12 protein-coding genes are annotated in these 15,408 nt (G+C 45.7%); 4 read left to right on the top strand and 8 right to left on the bottom strand.

All coding sequences use genetic code 11. The features are described 5' to 3' along the window. Positions 1-40: 40 nt before the first annotated feature. Positions 41-685, top strand: a complete 645-nt coding sequence (locus tag BT112_RS05040) for a 2OG-Fe(II) oxygenase (protein WP_072316288.1) — start codon at positions 41-43, stop codon at positions 683-685. Between the two features lie 3 nt (positions 686-688). Here the strand turns inward: BT112_RS05040 and murI are convergent, their stop codons facing one another. Continuing rightward, positions 689-1,465 carry a glutamate racemase gene (murI, locus tag BT112_RS05035; protein ID WP_072316287.1) on the bottom strand — a complete coding sequence of 259 codons (777 nt, stop codon included), beginning with the start codon at positions 1,463-1,465 and terminating at the stop codon, positions 689-691. Between the two features lie 206 nt (positions 1,466-1,671). Here murI and BT112_RS21780 point away from each other — a divergent pair, with 206 nt between their 5' ends. Next, positions 1,672-1,833 (top strand): hypothetical protein, encoded by a 162-nt coding sequence (locus BT112_RS21780; RefSeq protein WP_175545750.1) that lies wholly within the window; start codon positions 1,672-1,674, stop codon positions 1,831-1,833. 1 nt (position 1,834) lies between these two features. Here BT112_RS21780 and mgtE read toward each other — a convergent pair whose 3' ends face one another. The 7 genes from mgtE to BT112_RS05000 form a co-directional block, all read right to left on the bottom strand. Continuing rightward, positions 1,835-3,190: a magnesium transporter gene (gene mgtE, locus BT112_RS05030; RefSeq protein ID WP_072316286.1), complete on the bottom strand. Its 1,356-nt coding sequence runs from the start codon at positions 3,188-3,190 to the stop codon at positions 1,835-1,837. Continuing rightward, positions 3,177-4,004 (bottom strand): 16S rRNA (adenine(1518)-N(6)/adenine(1519)-N(6))-dimethyltransferase RsmA, encoded by an 828-nt coding sequence (rsmA, locus tag BT112_RS05025; protein ID WP_072316285.1) that lies wholly within the window; start codon positions 4,002-4,004, stop codon positions 3,177-3,179. Before rsmA ends, mgtE begins: the two co-directional genes overlap by 14 nt. A 30-nt stretch (positions 4,005-4,034) precedes the next feature. After that, a complete protein-coding gene (locus BT112_RS05020) occupies positions 4,035-4,346 on the bottom strand; it encodes a DUF4286 family protein (RefSeq protein ID WP_072316365.1) in 312 nt (103 codons plus the stop codon). A 37-nt stretch (positions 4,347-4,383) separates the two neighbouring features. After that, positions 4,384-6,168 (bottom strand): tetratricopeptide repeat protein, encoded by a 1,785-nt coding sequence (locus BT112_RS05015; RefSeq protein WP_072316284.1) that lies wholly within the window; start codon positions 6,166-6,168, stop codon positions 4,384-4,386. A 119-nt stretch (positions 6,169-6,287) separates the two neighbouring features. Beyond that, entirely contained in the window at positions 6,288-7,565 is a 1,278-nt protein-coding gene (gene serS / locus BT112_RS05010; protein WP_072316283.1) for a serine--tRNA ligase, read from the bottom strand. A gap of 76 nt (positions 7,566-7,641) precedes the next feature. Then, positions 7,642-9,018 (bottom strand): HTTM domain-containing protein, encoded by a 1,377-nt coding sequence (locus tag BT112_RS05005; protein WP_072316282.1) that lies wholly within the window; start codon positions 9,016-9,018, stop codon positions 7,642-7,644. A gap of 63 nt (positions 9,019-9,081) precedes the next feature. Then, complete coding sequence (locus tag BT112_RS05000; RefSeq protein ID WP_072316281.1) at positions 9,082-10,014, bottom strand: bifunctional riboflavin kinase/FAD synthetase; 933 nt, start codon at positions 10,012-10,014, stop codon at positions 9,082-9,084. Between the two features lie 219 nt (positions 10,015-10,233). Between BT112_RS05000 and BT112_RS04995 the strand changes: the two genes are divergently transcribed. Continuing rightward, positions 10,234-13,917, top strand: coding sequence for a reprolysin-like metallopeptidase (locus BT112_RS04995; RefSeq protein ID WP_072316280.1), 3,684 nt, complete (start codon positions 10,234-10,236; stop codon positions 13,915-13,917). Positions 13,918-14,054: 137 nt separating this feature from the next. After that, on the top strand, positions 14,055-15,374 hold the full coding sequence (locus BT112_RS04990) for a hypothetical protein (protein WP_072316279.1): 1,320 nt from the start codon (positions 14,055-14,057) through the stop codon (positions 15,372-15,374). The last annotated feature ends 34 nt before the right edge of the window (positions 15,375-15,408 follow it).

The raw sequence follows: 15,408 nt of genomic DNA, 5'->3' as shown, positions 1-15,408 counted from the left end.
CAAAATTACGTACATTTGCCCGCTTTTATTTTATTCGTTAATGGCAGTAAATGAACTGTTTGAGCAGCTGGATTTCGTAGAGAATCCGCTGTATGAAAAAATTATCGCCGACCTGATGGAACGGCAATACAGCATCGTGGAAAACTTCTTTCCCGATACGGAAGTAACCGCCTTACGGAATTCTCTGCTGGAAAAATACGAAGACGACCACTTTAAAAAGGCTGCCATCGGAAACCGTGTCAGCGAGGTCGTCGAAAAGACCGTTCGTGGCGATTTTATCTTCTGGCTCAACGAATCGGCAAATGACAAGGGAGAAGAACAGTTCTTCAGAAAGATCAATGACTTTGTCACCTACCTTAACCGAACCTGTTTTATGGGCATCCTGCACAAGGAATTTCACTATGCCCTGTATCCCGAAGGCACTTTTTATAAACGTCACCTGGATACTTTTCAGAACGACGACCGGCGCAAGCTATCTATCGTATATTATCTCAATGAAGAAAACTGGTTGCCCGAATACGGGGGAGAGCTCGTCATTTATCCGAATGAAAAAGGGGCTGAACCCATAACTATATACCCGTTTCCAGGTAAAATGGTCATTTTCGAAAGCCAGATCCTCGAACATGAGGTAAAGCCTGTACAGCGCGAACGTCTCAGTATCACGGGGTGGTTAAAAACCAGGTGATTTTTAAAGGAAAGCCGTGTTGTTCAAGTCTATTTCCGAAAGATAATTGAGATACTTTTCAAAATAGCCGGCAGGAGCTGCTTCTCCCGAAATGTAATAACGGACCGGGATAGCCGGGTTTAGGTTCTCTGTGTCTATTTTGGTTATGAGATTATTGACAGTACCTGCATTACCGTCAAGAATACGGATATGCGGAGGTATTAGGCTGCGTATCTGCTCCCTGAAAAAAATAAAATGCGTGCACCCTAATACGATCGAACTGTAACGGGACCAATCGGGCTCCGCCATTTTTTCCCGGAGATACCTGATCACTTCGGGGTCGTCGAACCTGAAATTTTCAGCAAACATTACCAGTTCCTGTAGGGAAAGATAATCTACTTTATTATCAGCTTTGAGATTGTGCACCAGGTCGTTCAGCTTTTTTTCTTTGAGCGTAAGGTCGGTCGCACAGACCAGTACCTTATATTTTTCACTTTTCTCTACCGCGGGTTTCACCGCAGGCTCCATCCCTATGATAGGAAAGTCATAGGTGCTGCGAAGGTCTTTGACCGCAACACTTGTTGCCGTATTGCAAGCCAGCACAAGTGCTTTTAAATTCCGCTCCACAAGGAAATTCACAGCATTAAAAACAAGCGTTTTAATCGCTTCACTGCTTTTTGTTCCGTAAGGTGCATGCCTGGAATCACCGAAATAAACAAACCGCTCTCCGGGCATTTTCTTCATGGCTTCATGTAACACGGTAAGTCCGCCTACGCCGGAATCAAAAAAAGCTATATGCATATTTCTTGTCTTTTTAAAGAAGGCTTTCAAAGCAGTTTTTGCCTTGTTGCAAAGGTAACAAATGTTCTTCTTAGCCGTAAGATATGGTAATGGATTTTAAAAAACGGAAAATACATAAGAATTTTCTGTAGCCGAACACTTAAAAGTACTAAACTGTTTTTTAAATTTAATATATTCGCCACAAATACTTAACCCAAGTCCCTGCTATGAACGATTACCCTCCAAAAGTAATTGACGCATTGGCCAAAGAATTTAAAACTACGCCGCAAAGTGTCATATACTGCCTGAAAAACCAGAATATATTCCCTTATTTCGCGAGAGAATTAAAACTGGAATACGATTACCTGAAACGCAAGTGGAATATATAGTTCAGAAGCCGAGTATGAGTTTGGCTATAAGAAAGTAGATCAATATCCCGAGAACATCATTACTCGTAGTTATAAAAGGGCCCGTAGCTACTGCAGGGTCCACGCCACGTTTATCCAGAAAAATAGGTATAAATGTTCCTATAACAGCAGCATTTACGATCACAGTCACCAATCCGAGGCAGATGGTAGCCGAAACTTTATATTCGGTTCCGAAGGCAAAATGGCTGATAAACAATACTATGGCCGCAATAGCTATACCATTGATCAGTCCCAGCGAGAATTCCTTTACCAGCCGTCCGAAGACTTCTCCTCTGATCGTATCGTTTGCCAGTCCCTGAACCACTATCGCCGAAGATTGTACTCCTACGTTACCAGCAGTTGCCTGGATAAGCGGCACGAAACTCAACAGTATGGGAAATTGTCTCAGGGCTTCCTGAAACCCGTTGATAATACTGGCTGCTCCCAGACCACCGAACATCCCGATCAGGAGCCAGGGCAAACGGGCTTTGGTCAGTTTCCAGATATTGTCATCGGCCTCCACGTCTTGTGTAATACCGGCAGCCAGCTGATAATCCTTCTCCGCCTCTTCGCGGATGACATCCACAATATCGTCAATGGTAATACGCCCTACAAGCCTGCCGGACTCATCGACAACCGGGATGGCTTCAAGGTCATACTTGGACATCACCCGCGCTACATCTTCTGCCCTTTCGGTTACCGTAACACTGTCTACCTTCGGGATATACACATCGCGGATATGGGTTTTCGTAGAGGTGGTCAGCAGGTCTTTGAGAGATAACCGCCCTTTCAGCTTATCATCATCATCCACGACATATATAGAGTGTACACGGGTCACGTGTTCTGCCTGTTGCCGCATCTCCTTGACACAGGTGAGTACGTTCCAGTTCTCATTAACTTTTACAAGTTCCTTGGCCATAAGCCCCCCGGCCGAGTTTTCATCATAACGAAGCAGCTCCACAATATCCTTGGCATGCTCCTTATCTTCGATATGAGATATAACCTCTTTCTTCCGCTCTTCGGAAAGTTCGGCTATAATATCGGCAGCGTCATCGGTATCCAGTTCCAGGAGCTCATCTGCGATCTCCTGAGGCGAAAGGTTTCCGAGTATCCGCTCCCGTACATCATTATCGAGTTCGGTAAGGATATCAGAAGTCTTTTCACTGTCCAGCAGCTTGATGAGGTAGGTGGCGTCCTCCAGGTTCAGCTCATTGATAATCTCAGCGATATCCGCATAGTGAAGTTCATTGAGAAGAAGCAACAACGTACTGTTGTTCTTTTCCTCAATGAGCTGCTCGATCTGCTCTATAAATTCGTCACTGAGTTTAAACGATATCATTTTCGATCTTTTGCGTTAACCGGACAAAGTCCTGAACACTCAATTGTTCCGGACGCTGGCCAAATATAGTGTCTTCTTTCAAATTATCGGATAATCCGAATGTTTTTAAACTATTACGAAGTGTTTTCCTTCGTTGTCCGAATGCTGTTTTAACGACATTAAAAAAAAGCTTTTCACTGCAAGGCAAATGAAAATCAACTTTTCTGCGCAATCGCAAAACTCCCGATTTTACTTTGGGAGGCGGGGTAAACACATGCTCCGACACCGTAAAGAGATATTCGGCATCGTAAAAAGCCTGAACCAGCACCGACATAATCCCGTAAGCCTTGCTCCCCTCTTTTTCACAGATCCGTTCCGCTACTTCCTTCTGGAACATCCCTGAAAATTCCGGGATCTGTTTGCGCATTTCCAGCATTTTAAAGACAATCTGGGACGATATATTATAAGGAAAGTTACCGATAATAGCAAAAGGTTCTTCCCCGAGAATCGTACGGATATCATATTTCAGAAAATCTTCGCTGATAATACGCGGAGTGAGGTCTGGATAGTGTGCTCCGAGGTATGTTACCGATTCCGTATCGATCTCCACGACATATACGGTAATATCCTTGCGAAGCAGGTATTTGGTAAGCACACCCATTCCGGGGCCGATTTCCAGCACATTCCGGTATCCTTCCACAGTCAGGGTATCTGCGATGTTTGAGGCGATATTCTCATCATGGAGAAAATGCTGCCCCAGATGTTTTTTTGCCCGTACTTTTTCCTCCCCGGCAAAGAAAGGATCTTCTTTTCTACTATTCCTTTGTTTCGTCATAGGCTTTCTTTATCTCCCGGAAATCCGTGTCTAATGTTCGCTGATGATTTCAAGCTCGGTACGAAAAGTAACAAATTTGTCGGCAAACCGTTTTTGCAGGGCTGCTCCTATACGTTCCGCATCTTCTGCGTAGTACTTTTCCAGAATGTCCCTGCTGTCGGCCATCAGCTGCACGGAGTAGGTCACACCGCCCATATCCTCATCAACAAGCACTTTGAGCATACGCGCATTACTGAACTTTCCTGTGGCCAGTATATCGGGAATATGTATTTCTTTCATCCATACCAGCCATTCTTCATGGACGGACTCTTCTATATTTATGGTAATATTATATATATACATTGTTGTGTTTTTATAAAATTTTTCCGGGAGCATGCTATCAGGTCCTGTCTCCTCTCAGTTTCCGGTATGCCTTCCGCGACGCCACGAAATAGATGCTGTCTTCGTGCTCGAAAATAATTTTCTCATAATAAGATATCGCCTTCTCCGGTTGATCCAGATGGCGCTCATACAATTGTGCAAGGCCGTATAACGCATCATCTACCCAGATATCATAAGGATAAAACTCAAGTATCTTCAAATAATTGTATGCTGCTCTGTCATACTTGCCTGACTTTTCAAGAAGCTGTGCCTGCCGGAACAAAGCTTCATCTTCGATACGTTCACCTTTATGTCCGGTGAGGATGGAATCGAGCAGTACGATGGCATCTTCATTTTTATTGCGATAGGCATACAGATCGGCTTTGGCGTACAACTTTAAGGCCGTGTGAAGGGAATCTCCCACTATGTTATCCGAGATCAGCAGACTGAGTTGCATGGCGTCGTTGGCGATGAGCTGCGATGCCGATTCCCGGAGCACTTTCAGTTGTGTTAACGCCCAGTCGAAATCGCCCTTGTAAAAACTGGTCTGGGCTACTTTAAACCTCGCTTCCTGCGCCATAGCATCGTTCTTTATCATTTTTTGCACCTGCGAATAGAAAATAAGTGCCTTGTTGAATTTGCCGGAATACACCAGTACATCCGCATAAGCCATTTTCAATCTTGCTTCTTCCAGTATATTCAGTGGGACACTATCCGTTATTCTCCTGAAAAGTGCTTCGGATCTTGCCGTATCTTCCATCTGGAAGGCCAGGAACCTGGCATAGGCCATCTGTAATTGTAAGGTACTGTTATTGTTGCCGTATTCTTCCAGCAAATCACGAAATTCGCCACCGATCTTTTCATAATCCCTGGCTCCCACTTCTTCGATCTTCATTTGCAGAATGTACAGATGTGCCTGCAACTGCACGGAAACCGCCCCGGAATTGGCGATAATAAAATCGAATACGGACTTCGCCGTATCCTTATCACTGTCGTTCATAGCCATGACCCCAAGCTCGATAAGCGGCTGGATGCTCACCTCTTCAGCTCTTTTGAAAATGGCTTTTTCCTGCGTAAATGCCGACGCGTATTGTTTCTGACGGACAAATAACCAGCTTAGCAATTCGTTCCAGAGGATATCGGGGGTAGCCTGAGCCCTCTTCAGGATGAGTTTCCGGAGTAACTGGTTGTTCGGATGTGAAGCATCGTCGGTAATGAACTGGGAAATGATACGCTGTACATTCGACAGGTTCATGTTTCTTCGTGTAGCGATCAGATTGAGAAGACTGCTGTACATCTTCTCCATATCGCCTTTTTCTCCGTAAAGTTGTGCTACCTGGTAGTCTACATTAAGATCGGGATTGAGCTCACTTCCTATTTCATAAACCGCTATAGCCCGGTCCAGCAGATTCTTTTCCTGAAAACTACGGCCTACGGTAAATGTATAGGCCGGACGTTCTTCTACCGCTTTAAAAGCGTTGTCGTAATACTCACCTGCCTTTTCCTTATTCCCTGCAAGCGCCTCATTATAGCCCAGCTCCACAAAAAAAATCGGGGACGTATTATTCACTTCTGCCATGTTCAGCAAAACCGCCTCGGCGTCATGATACCGTTCCAACTGCTGATAACATGCCACCAGAGGCTGCCATTGGGCAGAACGGGGGTTATTGCGGTACAGTTTTTCATAGAGCACTACGGCTTTCTCAAACTCTCCCCTGTCGAAATACTGCCTGGCAAGTATCTCTTCCTGGGAAAAGAGCTGGAATGCAAACAACAGGCAAATAAAAAAACTGATTGCTTTCATAGGTTCCGGTTTGTAAGGCGGAAAGATCCCTCCACACCTTCTTATTCCTTCCCAAAGCGAAACGAATCTACTTCCGGAACAAAGGCTACGGGAGTTTTCCGGAGCTTTCCCTTACCAATTTACGAAATTCTGTCAAACCCGGTATAAGGCACCAGTACTTCCGGGATCCTAATACCGTCTCTATCCTGATAATTTTCCAGGATACCTGCAAGTACCCTCGGGATGGCAAGGGAACTTCCGTTAAGGGCATGACACAGGGTCATTTTACCTTCTTTATTTCGGTAACGCAGTTTAAGGCGATTACTCTGATAGTCTTCACAGTTGGAGACCGAACTAATTTCCAGCCAGCGATCCTGCGCAGTAGAGAAAACCTCGAAATCGAAAGTTATAGCTGCCGTAAAGCCGAGATCTCCGCCACAAAGCTGAAGAATACGATAAGGAAGTTTCAGCTCGTTGAGAATGACCTTTACGTGTTCGACCATCTCGTCCAGTGCTTTATAGGAATTCTCCGGACGTGTAATTTGTATGATCTCTACTTTTTCAAACTGATGCAGGCGGTTCAGCCCCCTTACATGGGCGCCGTAAGAACCTGCTTCCCTGCGAAAACACGGAGTATGCGTTGTTGCCTTTACCGGAAGCTCGTCTTCCTGGACGATCATGTCCCGATAACAATTCATCATAGGGACTTCCCCGGTAGGGATAACATAAAGGTCATCTTTTTCGATGTGATACATCTGCCCCTCTTTGTCCGGAAGCTGACCCGTTCCATAACCGGAAGCCTCATTGACAAAGTAAGGAAGAAAATACTCGAAATATCCCGCTTCCCGGTTTTTATCCAGAAAATAATTTATCAGGGCCCGTTGCAACCGCGCTCCTTTACCTTTGTACACGGGGAAACCGGCTCCTGTAATCTTGCTTCCGAGGTCGAAATCGATGAGGTCGTATTTTTTGGCCAGTTCCCAGTGTGGCAGGGAACCCTCGTCGAGCTCAGGAATTTCTCCCAGCCGAAAAACCTCAACGTTGTCCTCGTCGGAATTCCCGGGAGGTACGGTCTCGTGAGGTATGTTAGGGATGCGGTATAAAACCGTATTCAGGGCCTGTGTGGTATCGTTGAGTTTTTCATTAAGTTCTTTGGACTCTGTTTTAAGCGTAGCTGTCTTTTCTTTGAGTGCATTCGCTTCCTGATGTGCTCCGCTTTTAAAGAGATTGCCAATCTCTTTCGACAATTTATTAGATTCTGCCAGGGTACTGTCCAGCGTAGCCTGAATTCCCCTTCGTTCTTCATCCAGCCTCAGCGCCTCATTGACGAGATCTGCGGCTTCCTCCCCGAGGTTTCGCTTTTCCAGTCCGCGAATCACCCGTTCTTTGTTCTCTCTGATAAATTGTAATTGCAGCATTGTTAAATAGGTAATTTTATATTAAAAATCCTAACCGATCATTTTTGACCGAGCGACAAATTTAAGAAGATTTAGTTCAATTCCGGGGCTTATTTTCGGCTGAATTCACTGCTTTTTTATCGGGATCGGACGATTTCTCTTCACTTCCGGGTTCTGGTAATATCCAGGAACTGTGCCGGAAAGGATCCCATTTTTCAGCAGCAAGGTCGGTTTTCGGATCTATAAAGGTCGCGGCAGGTCTCAGGTTTACACTCACTTTCCCCAGAGCATATACGGCAACATCCTGCCCACGGGCTGCATATTCCTTTTTCAACCGTTGTGCAAATTGCCATATCACATCGGGCTTCGTAGCCACAATCCGCCTTTGTTTAGGAGAAAGCCGGTCTTTGGGGTAGATCATTTCAGTTTTCCCGGTAGCCTTGTCCACGACTTTAAAGTGAATATATCCGCCTTTGCCACGTAACATCATCCGCCAGCTCATCCGGTGTGCTTCTTCTGTCCATAAGACATCCCCGGGTATAAACCAATGCCGTACCGGAAGAGCGAGTTGTATCAGGAAATAAGCAACTCCTATCCCGATACATACATTTTTATGCCCGGGCACACTGATCTCCCCGGCAGTGTACAACGGTTTCCGTTTCAGGAAGATATTGCGGATCAGTTGCGGGTCAAAGAAAAATAGCGTGAACCCGAGTGACATATATGGAAATATCCCGATATGAAAAACAAAAGAATTAAAAAGGTGAAACACCACAGAGGCAAAAAAAGCCAGCTTCCTGGTAGGTTTCCACAGCAGTAAAGGCACTACAAGCCCATCAAAAAGGATACCTGTCCAGGTAACAAACACATGTATCCAGTGTTTTTGCAGCAACGCACCGACTACCGGAAAATGCTTTCTGCCAAGCATGAGATTTTCCACTACCGTATAATCAAGCCAGTCCGGGTACAGTTTTGCTACGGAAGCATAAGTGTACACAATCCATACCTGGGCAATAATAATAACCGAGCACCATCGCGGCATGGAGATCTGCCGTATGGAACTGTTGCGCCAGGCATCTACGGAAAGATAACGATGAGCAGGCTGTACCAGCATCAGCAGGCAAATGAGAATGAGCAGGTAATAGTGGTTGTTATACGAAGCCTTTTGCATCATATATGTCGCGGTCCACATCAGCGTAAAGGCCGCAAGACTCCACCTGTACTTAAAACCAATCATAACAAAGACCCCGAAAAGTCCCATGAGGGCATAGTAAAAGTACATCCCGTTGCCGGGCAAAGGCTGCAACCAGTCGAACCCGATAAAGTTGAAAGTAAACTCGGGTTGTATAAAAGCTCTCCGTACCCATCCGGTGAATATGGCTCCTATCGATTCGAGAAAGATCAGCAACCCGAAAAGTACCCGGAAAACGATAAGCGGAGCATTATCTATTCGCTTGAACAGGAAAGCATTCATAGGTAAAATTTTAAGTTCACAAACCGGGGCGCTTCCGGGGTACTACACCCGAAAAGTGCTATCCTACAAAAAGTCCGCTATGTATTTCAGGGCATTCTCCCTGTCTTTTTCCAACTGTACAGACAATGCTTCCACTGATTCGAAGCGAACCTCATCGCGTAGCCTTTTGAGCATGTCCACCTGTATTTTTCTGCCGTAGATATCGCGATCAAAATCAAAAAAGTGGATCTCTATGGATTGGTTCTTTCCGTCAACAGTCGGATTGAATCCGATATTCATCATTCCATAAACATTCTTTCCGTCGATATGGCTCTTTACCACATATACTCCGTTTCCCGGAATGAGCTTGTATTTTTCGGCAATATGGAGGTTGGCCGTAGGAAAACGGATCTGTCTTCCCAGTCCCTTGCCCTTAACCACCTCTCCCGTAAGCATAAAATCGTAACCGAGATAGGTATTCGCCGTTTTCATATCCCCTTCCTGCAATGCCTTTCGTATTTTCGTAGAACTTACGGATACAGCATTTACCTCTTCCACGCCGATCTCTTCCACCTCAAAATCATAGGTTTCTCCAAACTGTTTCAGATCCTTGATCGTCGCCGTACGGTTCCTCCCGAAACGGTGATCATAACCGATTATCACCTTTTTGGCATGTAGTTTATTTACTATGATATCCCTGACAAATTCTATAGCGGTAAGCCTGGAAAATTCGCGGGTAAAGGGATACAGGATAAGCTGATCGAGACCACTTTTTTCAAGTATTGATATTTTTTCGTCTAAGGTGTTTATGAGTTTGATGTCCGCATCCTGCTGCAGGACCATTCTCGGATGGGGGAAAAATGTAAAAATAGTAGACTTCAGATTGTTTGCACGTGCGGTTGAGATCAATCGATCGAGTATCTTTTTGTGTCCCACATGCACTCCGTCAAAAGTACCTATGGTTACTACAGAAAATCCGGCATCACTATCCTCCGAAAGTGTTTTTTTAATAATCACGAACAAAGATTTTTATCCAACACTACAAAGTAACAAATTTTAATCGTCTAAATCTCATTATAGCGCTTAGAAAAGGTTCCGAATACCAATTACCGGTCTTCCTACATATCGACAACCGGAAAAATATGCTCCGAAAGCTTTCTACAGAAACTTACAGATCCCGTATTCTGAAGGTTAATTACAAATTATTCTATACATTTACAGGTATATAACCAGTCTATGAAAAAACACCTACTCCCGCTTATTTTTATTCTTTTTTCGTACGTTACGGTTTCCGGGCAGCATAGGCCGTGGACCAGGATTTCCCATCATGAAAAAAATATATCCGGAATCAGGCCCGGCGCTTCCACTGAAGGCTACCGACTGGAAATCAACACCCTGAAATCGGATCTTTCCGGAGTTTCCGCCGGGCGTAAGCATATTCGGGGAAGAAACCGGACCACTGTTTCTTTTCCGGTAAAAGGCGGGGGTATCGAAGACTTTATCATCACCGAAGTTCCCTTTCTTCCCGAACGGTTAGCCGAGAAGTATCCGGGTATCCGGTCGTACTCCGGAACATCGGTTTCCAACCCGCAGACCCGGATCAGATTCAGTCTTGACCATTATGGATTTCACGGTGTTATCTACGACAAAAACGGAACGTACTACCTCAATCCCGACAAAGAAGAGAAAGACATTTATGTACTGGCCGGCAAAGCTTCATACACTCCGTTAGACAAAGATTTCGAATGTAAAATCATCGATGAAACCTATGGCCCGGCATTAAAAAATACCGGAAGGCTGAAAAGAGCTGATGACGGACAGATGCGTATTTTCCGTCTGGCACTGGCCTGTACCGGGGAGTTTGCCCGGTATCATATCAGTGCAGCAGGGCTCAATAACGGTACGGTTTCTCAACAAAAAGAGGCGGTACTCGCTGCGATGAATACGATTATGACACGGGTCAACGGGATTTACGAAAATGACCTCTCCATACGCATGCAACTGATCGAAAACAATGACGACCTTATATTTCTCGATCCGGAAACCGACGGAATGACCAATAACAACGGTAAAACATTAATCGACGAGATACAAGCTATCATTGATGGTATTGCCGGCAGTGAAAATTATGACATCGGACATGTTTTCAGTACGGGAGCCGGCGGAATCGCACAACTGAATTCTCCCTGTACCGCTTCGAAGGCGAAGGGCGTAACGGGAACTACAGCCCCGGTCGGCGATCCTTTTGCCGTGGATTATGTAGCTCATGAAATGGGACATCAGTTTGGCGCTACGCACACCTTTAACAATTATTGTGGGGACGAGAGAAGCGCCGGAACTGCCGTAGAACCCGGAAGCGGTTCTACGATCATGGCCTATGCCGGGATATGCCCTCCCAATATACAAAACTACAGTGATCCTTATTTCCATACCGTCAGTATCGCTCAGATCCGGGACAATATCACTACAGGAAACAGCACCTGTGCTACCCTGCAAAACACAGGGAACCTGCCTCCGGTTGCCGATGCAGGAGCAGATTACACAATTCCCGCCGGAACTGCCTTTGTCCTTACGGGCTCCGGATCGGACCCCGACGGGGATGCCCTTACCTATACGTGGGAACAAACAGATAACCAAATCAACGAAGGCTATCCCGATGCAACGGCTTCGGGAGGGCCCGTATTCCGTTCTTATTCACCCGTAACAGTGCCTCATCGGTATTTCCCGAGACTTGACGACATCCTTTCGGGCGCACTGGCTAACACCTGGGAAGTCCTTCCCGAAACAGACAGGGAACTAAACTTTTCTTTCACAGTCAGGGACAATAATCCCTCCGGCGGACAAACCGTAAGGGACGATGTTCGTATCACGGTAGACGGACATGCAGGTCCTTTCCGGATGACTTCACATCAGGAAGAAAAAACATTGACCGGAGGAACTACGGAAACGATCACCTGGGATGTTGCAGAAACGCAGACCGGAACAATCTCGGCAGCTTTTGTAGACATTTTACTATCGGAAGACGGAAGTTTTGGCAATCCGCATACTATCGGTTCCGAACTTCCCAATAACGGATCGGCCACGGTACTCATTCCCGGCGGGATCGAAACCAACAAGGCCAGGATTATGGTAAAACCCAGAGGAAATATCTTTTTCTCGGTCAATACTGCAGATCTTACCATCACCTCTTCTGATTTCACCCTGGAATTCGAAGAACTGACCCAAAAGCACTGTATCTCCCAACAAGTGGCATACCCCTTTTTGTACCGGACACACAACGGGTTTAATGCGGAGACCACCTTTTCCGCCGAAATGCCACAGGGATTACAGGCCACTTTTTCACCGGCTTCGGCAACTTCTGACAGTACGAAAGTCATTATGGAAATTTCCGGAATCGAAGCAAAGGGCCCGTATGATATACACATAGCAGGGACATCGGGGCAGCAAGTCCGCAATGTACCACTCTCCCTTGAAGTTTATGACGACATTTTCCCTGCAGCAAACCTCTCTTCTCCTGCCGACGGAACCCGGGAATTGCGTCCCGCCTTCGGAATTACGCTGGAATGGGATACCATAGACAACGCGGAACAATACGATATTCAGATCGCTGCAACAGCGGACTTCTCCGATCTGCTCGAAACGGCTTCGGTAAACTTCCCGTTTTACGAACCTCAACTCCTGGAAAACGACAAGTTTTATTACTGGAGGGTCAGACCAAAAAACCGCTGTGGTGAGGGAGAATACAGCCCTCCTTTTTCTTTCAGTACCCTGGAAACCCAATGCAAAACCTATACAAGTACGGACCCTGTCATTATTCCTGAAAACCGTGCCAGTACCGTAACGTCTTTATTGCATATTACGGATGAAGATCTTATCGCCGGAGGATTGTCCTTATCTCTCGATATTACACACACCTGGGTATCCGACCTTACGATCAGCCTTACATCGCCCTCAGGAACTACAGTACAGATCATCTCCGGGATATGCGATGAAGTTCAGGATATCCGCGCTATATTCAGCGATACGGGAGACCACATTAACTGTAATAACAACCCGGCCATAGGCGGCACTGTAAAACCCTCGGGATCACTGACAGATTTCCGCGGAGAATCCTTAAAGGGAACCTGGACCCTGACTGTGAGAGACGCTCACGCAGAAGACGGGGGAAGCATTAATAGTTTTAGCATTACCAGATGTCCTGCTCCGGCTCCTGATAACTTCCGTATCAAAGTTACCGACGAATCGTGTAAAGACACCAGGGACGGCCATATTTCCGTAAACGCTCAGGTAAATCTGAACTACCAGGTAGATTTTCGCGGAGAGAATACCGCTGTAACCGCCGATTTCTCCGAAAACTGGGAGATCGGAAATCTGGCTCCCGGAACATACGCATTGTGTTTCACCATTGCGGACAACCCCGTCTTTATACAGTGTTTCGATGTTACCGTAGCACCGTCCGGAGATTTATCGGTCTATACGCGTGTAAATGCCTCGGATAATAACCTCCACCTGTCACTCGAAGGAGGGCGGCATTATATCATAGAACTCAACGGAACATCGATAACCACCGGGAACAAGAATATCAGCCTCCCCCTGCGATCAGGAAAAAATACGGTTGTCATCAGAACAGACAAATCCTGCCAGGGCATATACAAAGAGGATATCTATATCTCCCCTGACGATGTGGTCATATATCCGAATCCGTTTACGGATACTGCCAGTGCTTATATCGGCAGTGATATTTCCGGAATCCTCCGTCTATCGGTGTTCTCCCTGTCCGGAAAACTTATGATGTCGCAGAAGATCAATACTACAGACGGTCATTCGGATCTCGGACTCCATATTTTGCCTCCCGGAGTATATCTCGTCAAAATCAGTGGAGCAGACATTCATAAAACCGTAAAAATCCTAAAAAGATAACAGACTCATACTTTTTTTAAGAAAATCACACTTCGTGAACCTTTAAGATATATTTTACCACTCATAGCGATATTTTATGTTAAATAATTCTTATATTGTTGTCCCAAATCCTATTTTATTAACATTAACCTACGCCTATGAGAATTTTTTACGCTCTTATTTTATTTGTCGGTATCCTTACATGGAGTTCCTGTGGCAACGATGACGATGCCGGTACGGACGATCTCTCCATCACCGTAACTGCCGACACTACTGTGGTGAAAACGGGAGAGACCCTTACATTTTCCGTCATCACAAATACGGGAGAAGATGTGACTTCTTCTTCTACAATAACAGTAAACAATACTGTTCTGCAAGCAAATACCTTTACTCCTGCAAAAACGGGAACTTACAGTGTAAAGGCCACGTATGGCAATATGATTACCACTTCTCATTACGAAGTTGTAGCTATTGACCAGGATGCTTCTTCCATAACCATTTCTTCGGAACAGACCACACTGCAACTCGGGGAAGTTTTCTCATTTACCGTAATTACGGATGCCGGAAAAGATGTGACCTATGAAGCTGTGATTACCGCAGACGGGGAGCCCCTGGAAAGAGAGAGGTTTAAACCGGAAGCACCTGGAATATTTACAGTTATAGCTTCCTATTCCGGTCTGGAGAGCGAACCCATAACCGTTGAGGCTCTGCCAAACTCCATTACTGTTGAAGCGGACAAAAACGAAGGTATTGTCGGAGACCCCATAACGTTTACCGTGTTTGCGGACAACGATATCGATATTACCGAAAATGCTACTATTCTGGTGAACGATGAGGAGATCGAAGGGAATGTATTCATTCCGGAAGAAGGAGGAACTTATACCATTATCGCCACTTACGGAGACCTCACTACCGAAAGTATAGAAATTACCATCTCCGAAAATTTCTTTACACTGGATGGAAATTCGTATGAGACCCCTACGGGAAGTTTTGCCTATCTGGGAACATACGAGGGCGAAAACGGACTGGAATCGATCTGGGCTTTTAACCCGTTCCTGGAGATCGACAATGGTGATGGTACGGCTGACTACCCTAACGATGTCTACATCTATTTTGCCGTGGAACAACCACCTGCCGGAGATCTTGCTTTTCCCTCCAACGGAACCTATACCTATAATAGCGGAACACTTCCGGAAACTTTTGACGCCCAGATCTATTATGACTATACCGCATGGGTTGGTGATGACGAAGATTTCGAAAGTATAACACTGGAGATTTCGGGTATGGACACATGGGCAAACGCCGAAACTACGGTAGAAAGTATTCAGTACACGATTACCAAAGAAGACGGGGCCACCGTAACGGGAGCATACAGCGGACCGCTTTTTGCCTGGGATGCTTCCAGAACAGGAAAATCAAAAAGAACGCCCGGAATCAGCACACTTTCCATTAAAAAAGGTACTTTCAGAAAAAGATAGCTTCATCCCCCGGAACATCCCGATAGTTCCGGGG

The sequence above is a fragment of the Sinomicrobium oceani genome, from assembly GCF_900119185.1.
Lineage (GTDB): Bacteria > Bacteroidota > Bacteroidia > Flavobacteriales > Flavobacteriaceae > Sinomicrobium > Sinomicrobium oceani.
Note: the sequence above shows the minus strand (reverse complement) of the source record. Positions and strands in the feature narration are given on the sequence as shown.

What these genes read in the sequence shown, in the direction of transcription:
- BT112_RS04990 (WP_072316279.1), top strand. Translation starts at nt 14,055, where the DNA reads ATGAGAATTTTTTACGCTCTTATTTTATTTGTCGGTATCCTTACATGG.
- BT112_RS05020 (WP_072316365.1), bottom strand. Translation starts at nt 4,346, where the DNA reads ATGTATATATATAATATTACCATAAATATAGAAGAGTCCGTCCATGAA.
- murI (WP_072316287.1), bottom strand. Translation starts at nt 1,465, where the DNA reads ATGCATATAGCTTTTTTTGATTCCGGCGTAGGCGGACTTACCGTGTTA.
- BT112_RS04995 (WP_072316280.1), top strand. Translation starts at nt 10,234, where the DNA reads ATGAAAAAACACCTACTCCCGCTTATTTTTATTCTTTTTTCGTACGTT.
- BT112_RS05040 (WP_072316288.1), top strand. Translation starts at nt 41, where the DNA reads ATGGCAGTAAATGAACTGTTTGAGCAGCTGGATTTCGTAGAGAATCCG.
- BT112_RS05015 (WP_072316284.1), bottom strand. Translation starts at nt 6,168, where the DNA reads ATGAAAGCAATCAGTTTTTTTATTTGCCTGTTGTTTGCATTCCAGCTC.
- serS (WP_072316283.1), bottom strand. Translation starts at nt 7,565, where the DNA reads ATGCTGCAATTACAATTTATCAGAGAGAACAAAGAACGGGTGATTCGC.
- mgtE (WP_072316286.1), bottom strand. Translation starts at nt 3,190, where the DNA reads ATGATATCGTTTAAACTCAGTGACGAATTTATAGAGCAGATCGAGCAG.
- BT112_RS05005 (WP_072316282.1), bottom strand. Translation starts at nt 9,018, where the DNA reads ATGAATGCTTTCCTGTTCAAGCGAATAGATAATGCTCCGCTTATCGTT.
- rsmA (WP_072316285.1), bottom strand. Translation starts at nt 4,004, where the DNA reads ATGACGAAACAAAGGAATAGTAGAAAAGAAGATCCTTTCTTTGCCGGG.
- BT112_RS21780 (WP_175545750.1), top strand. Translation starts at nt 1,672, where the DNA reads ATGAACGATTACCCTCCAAAAGTAATTGACGCATTGGCCAAAGAATTT.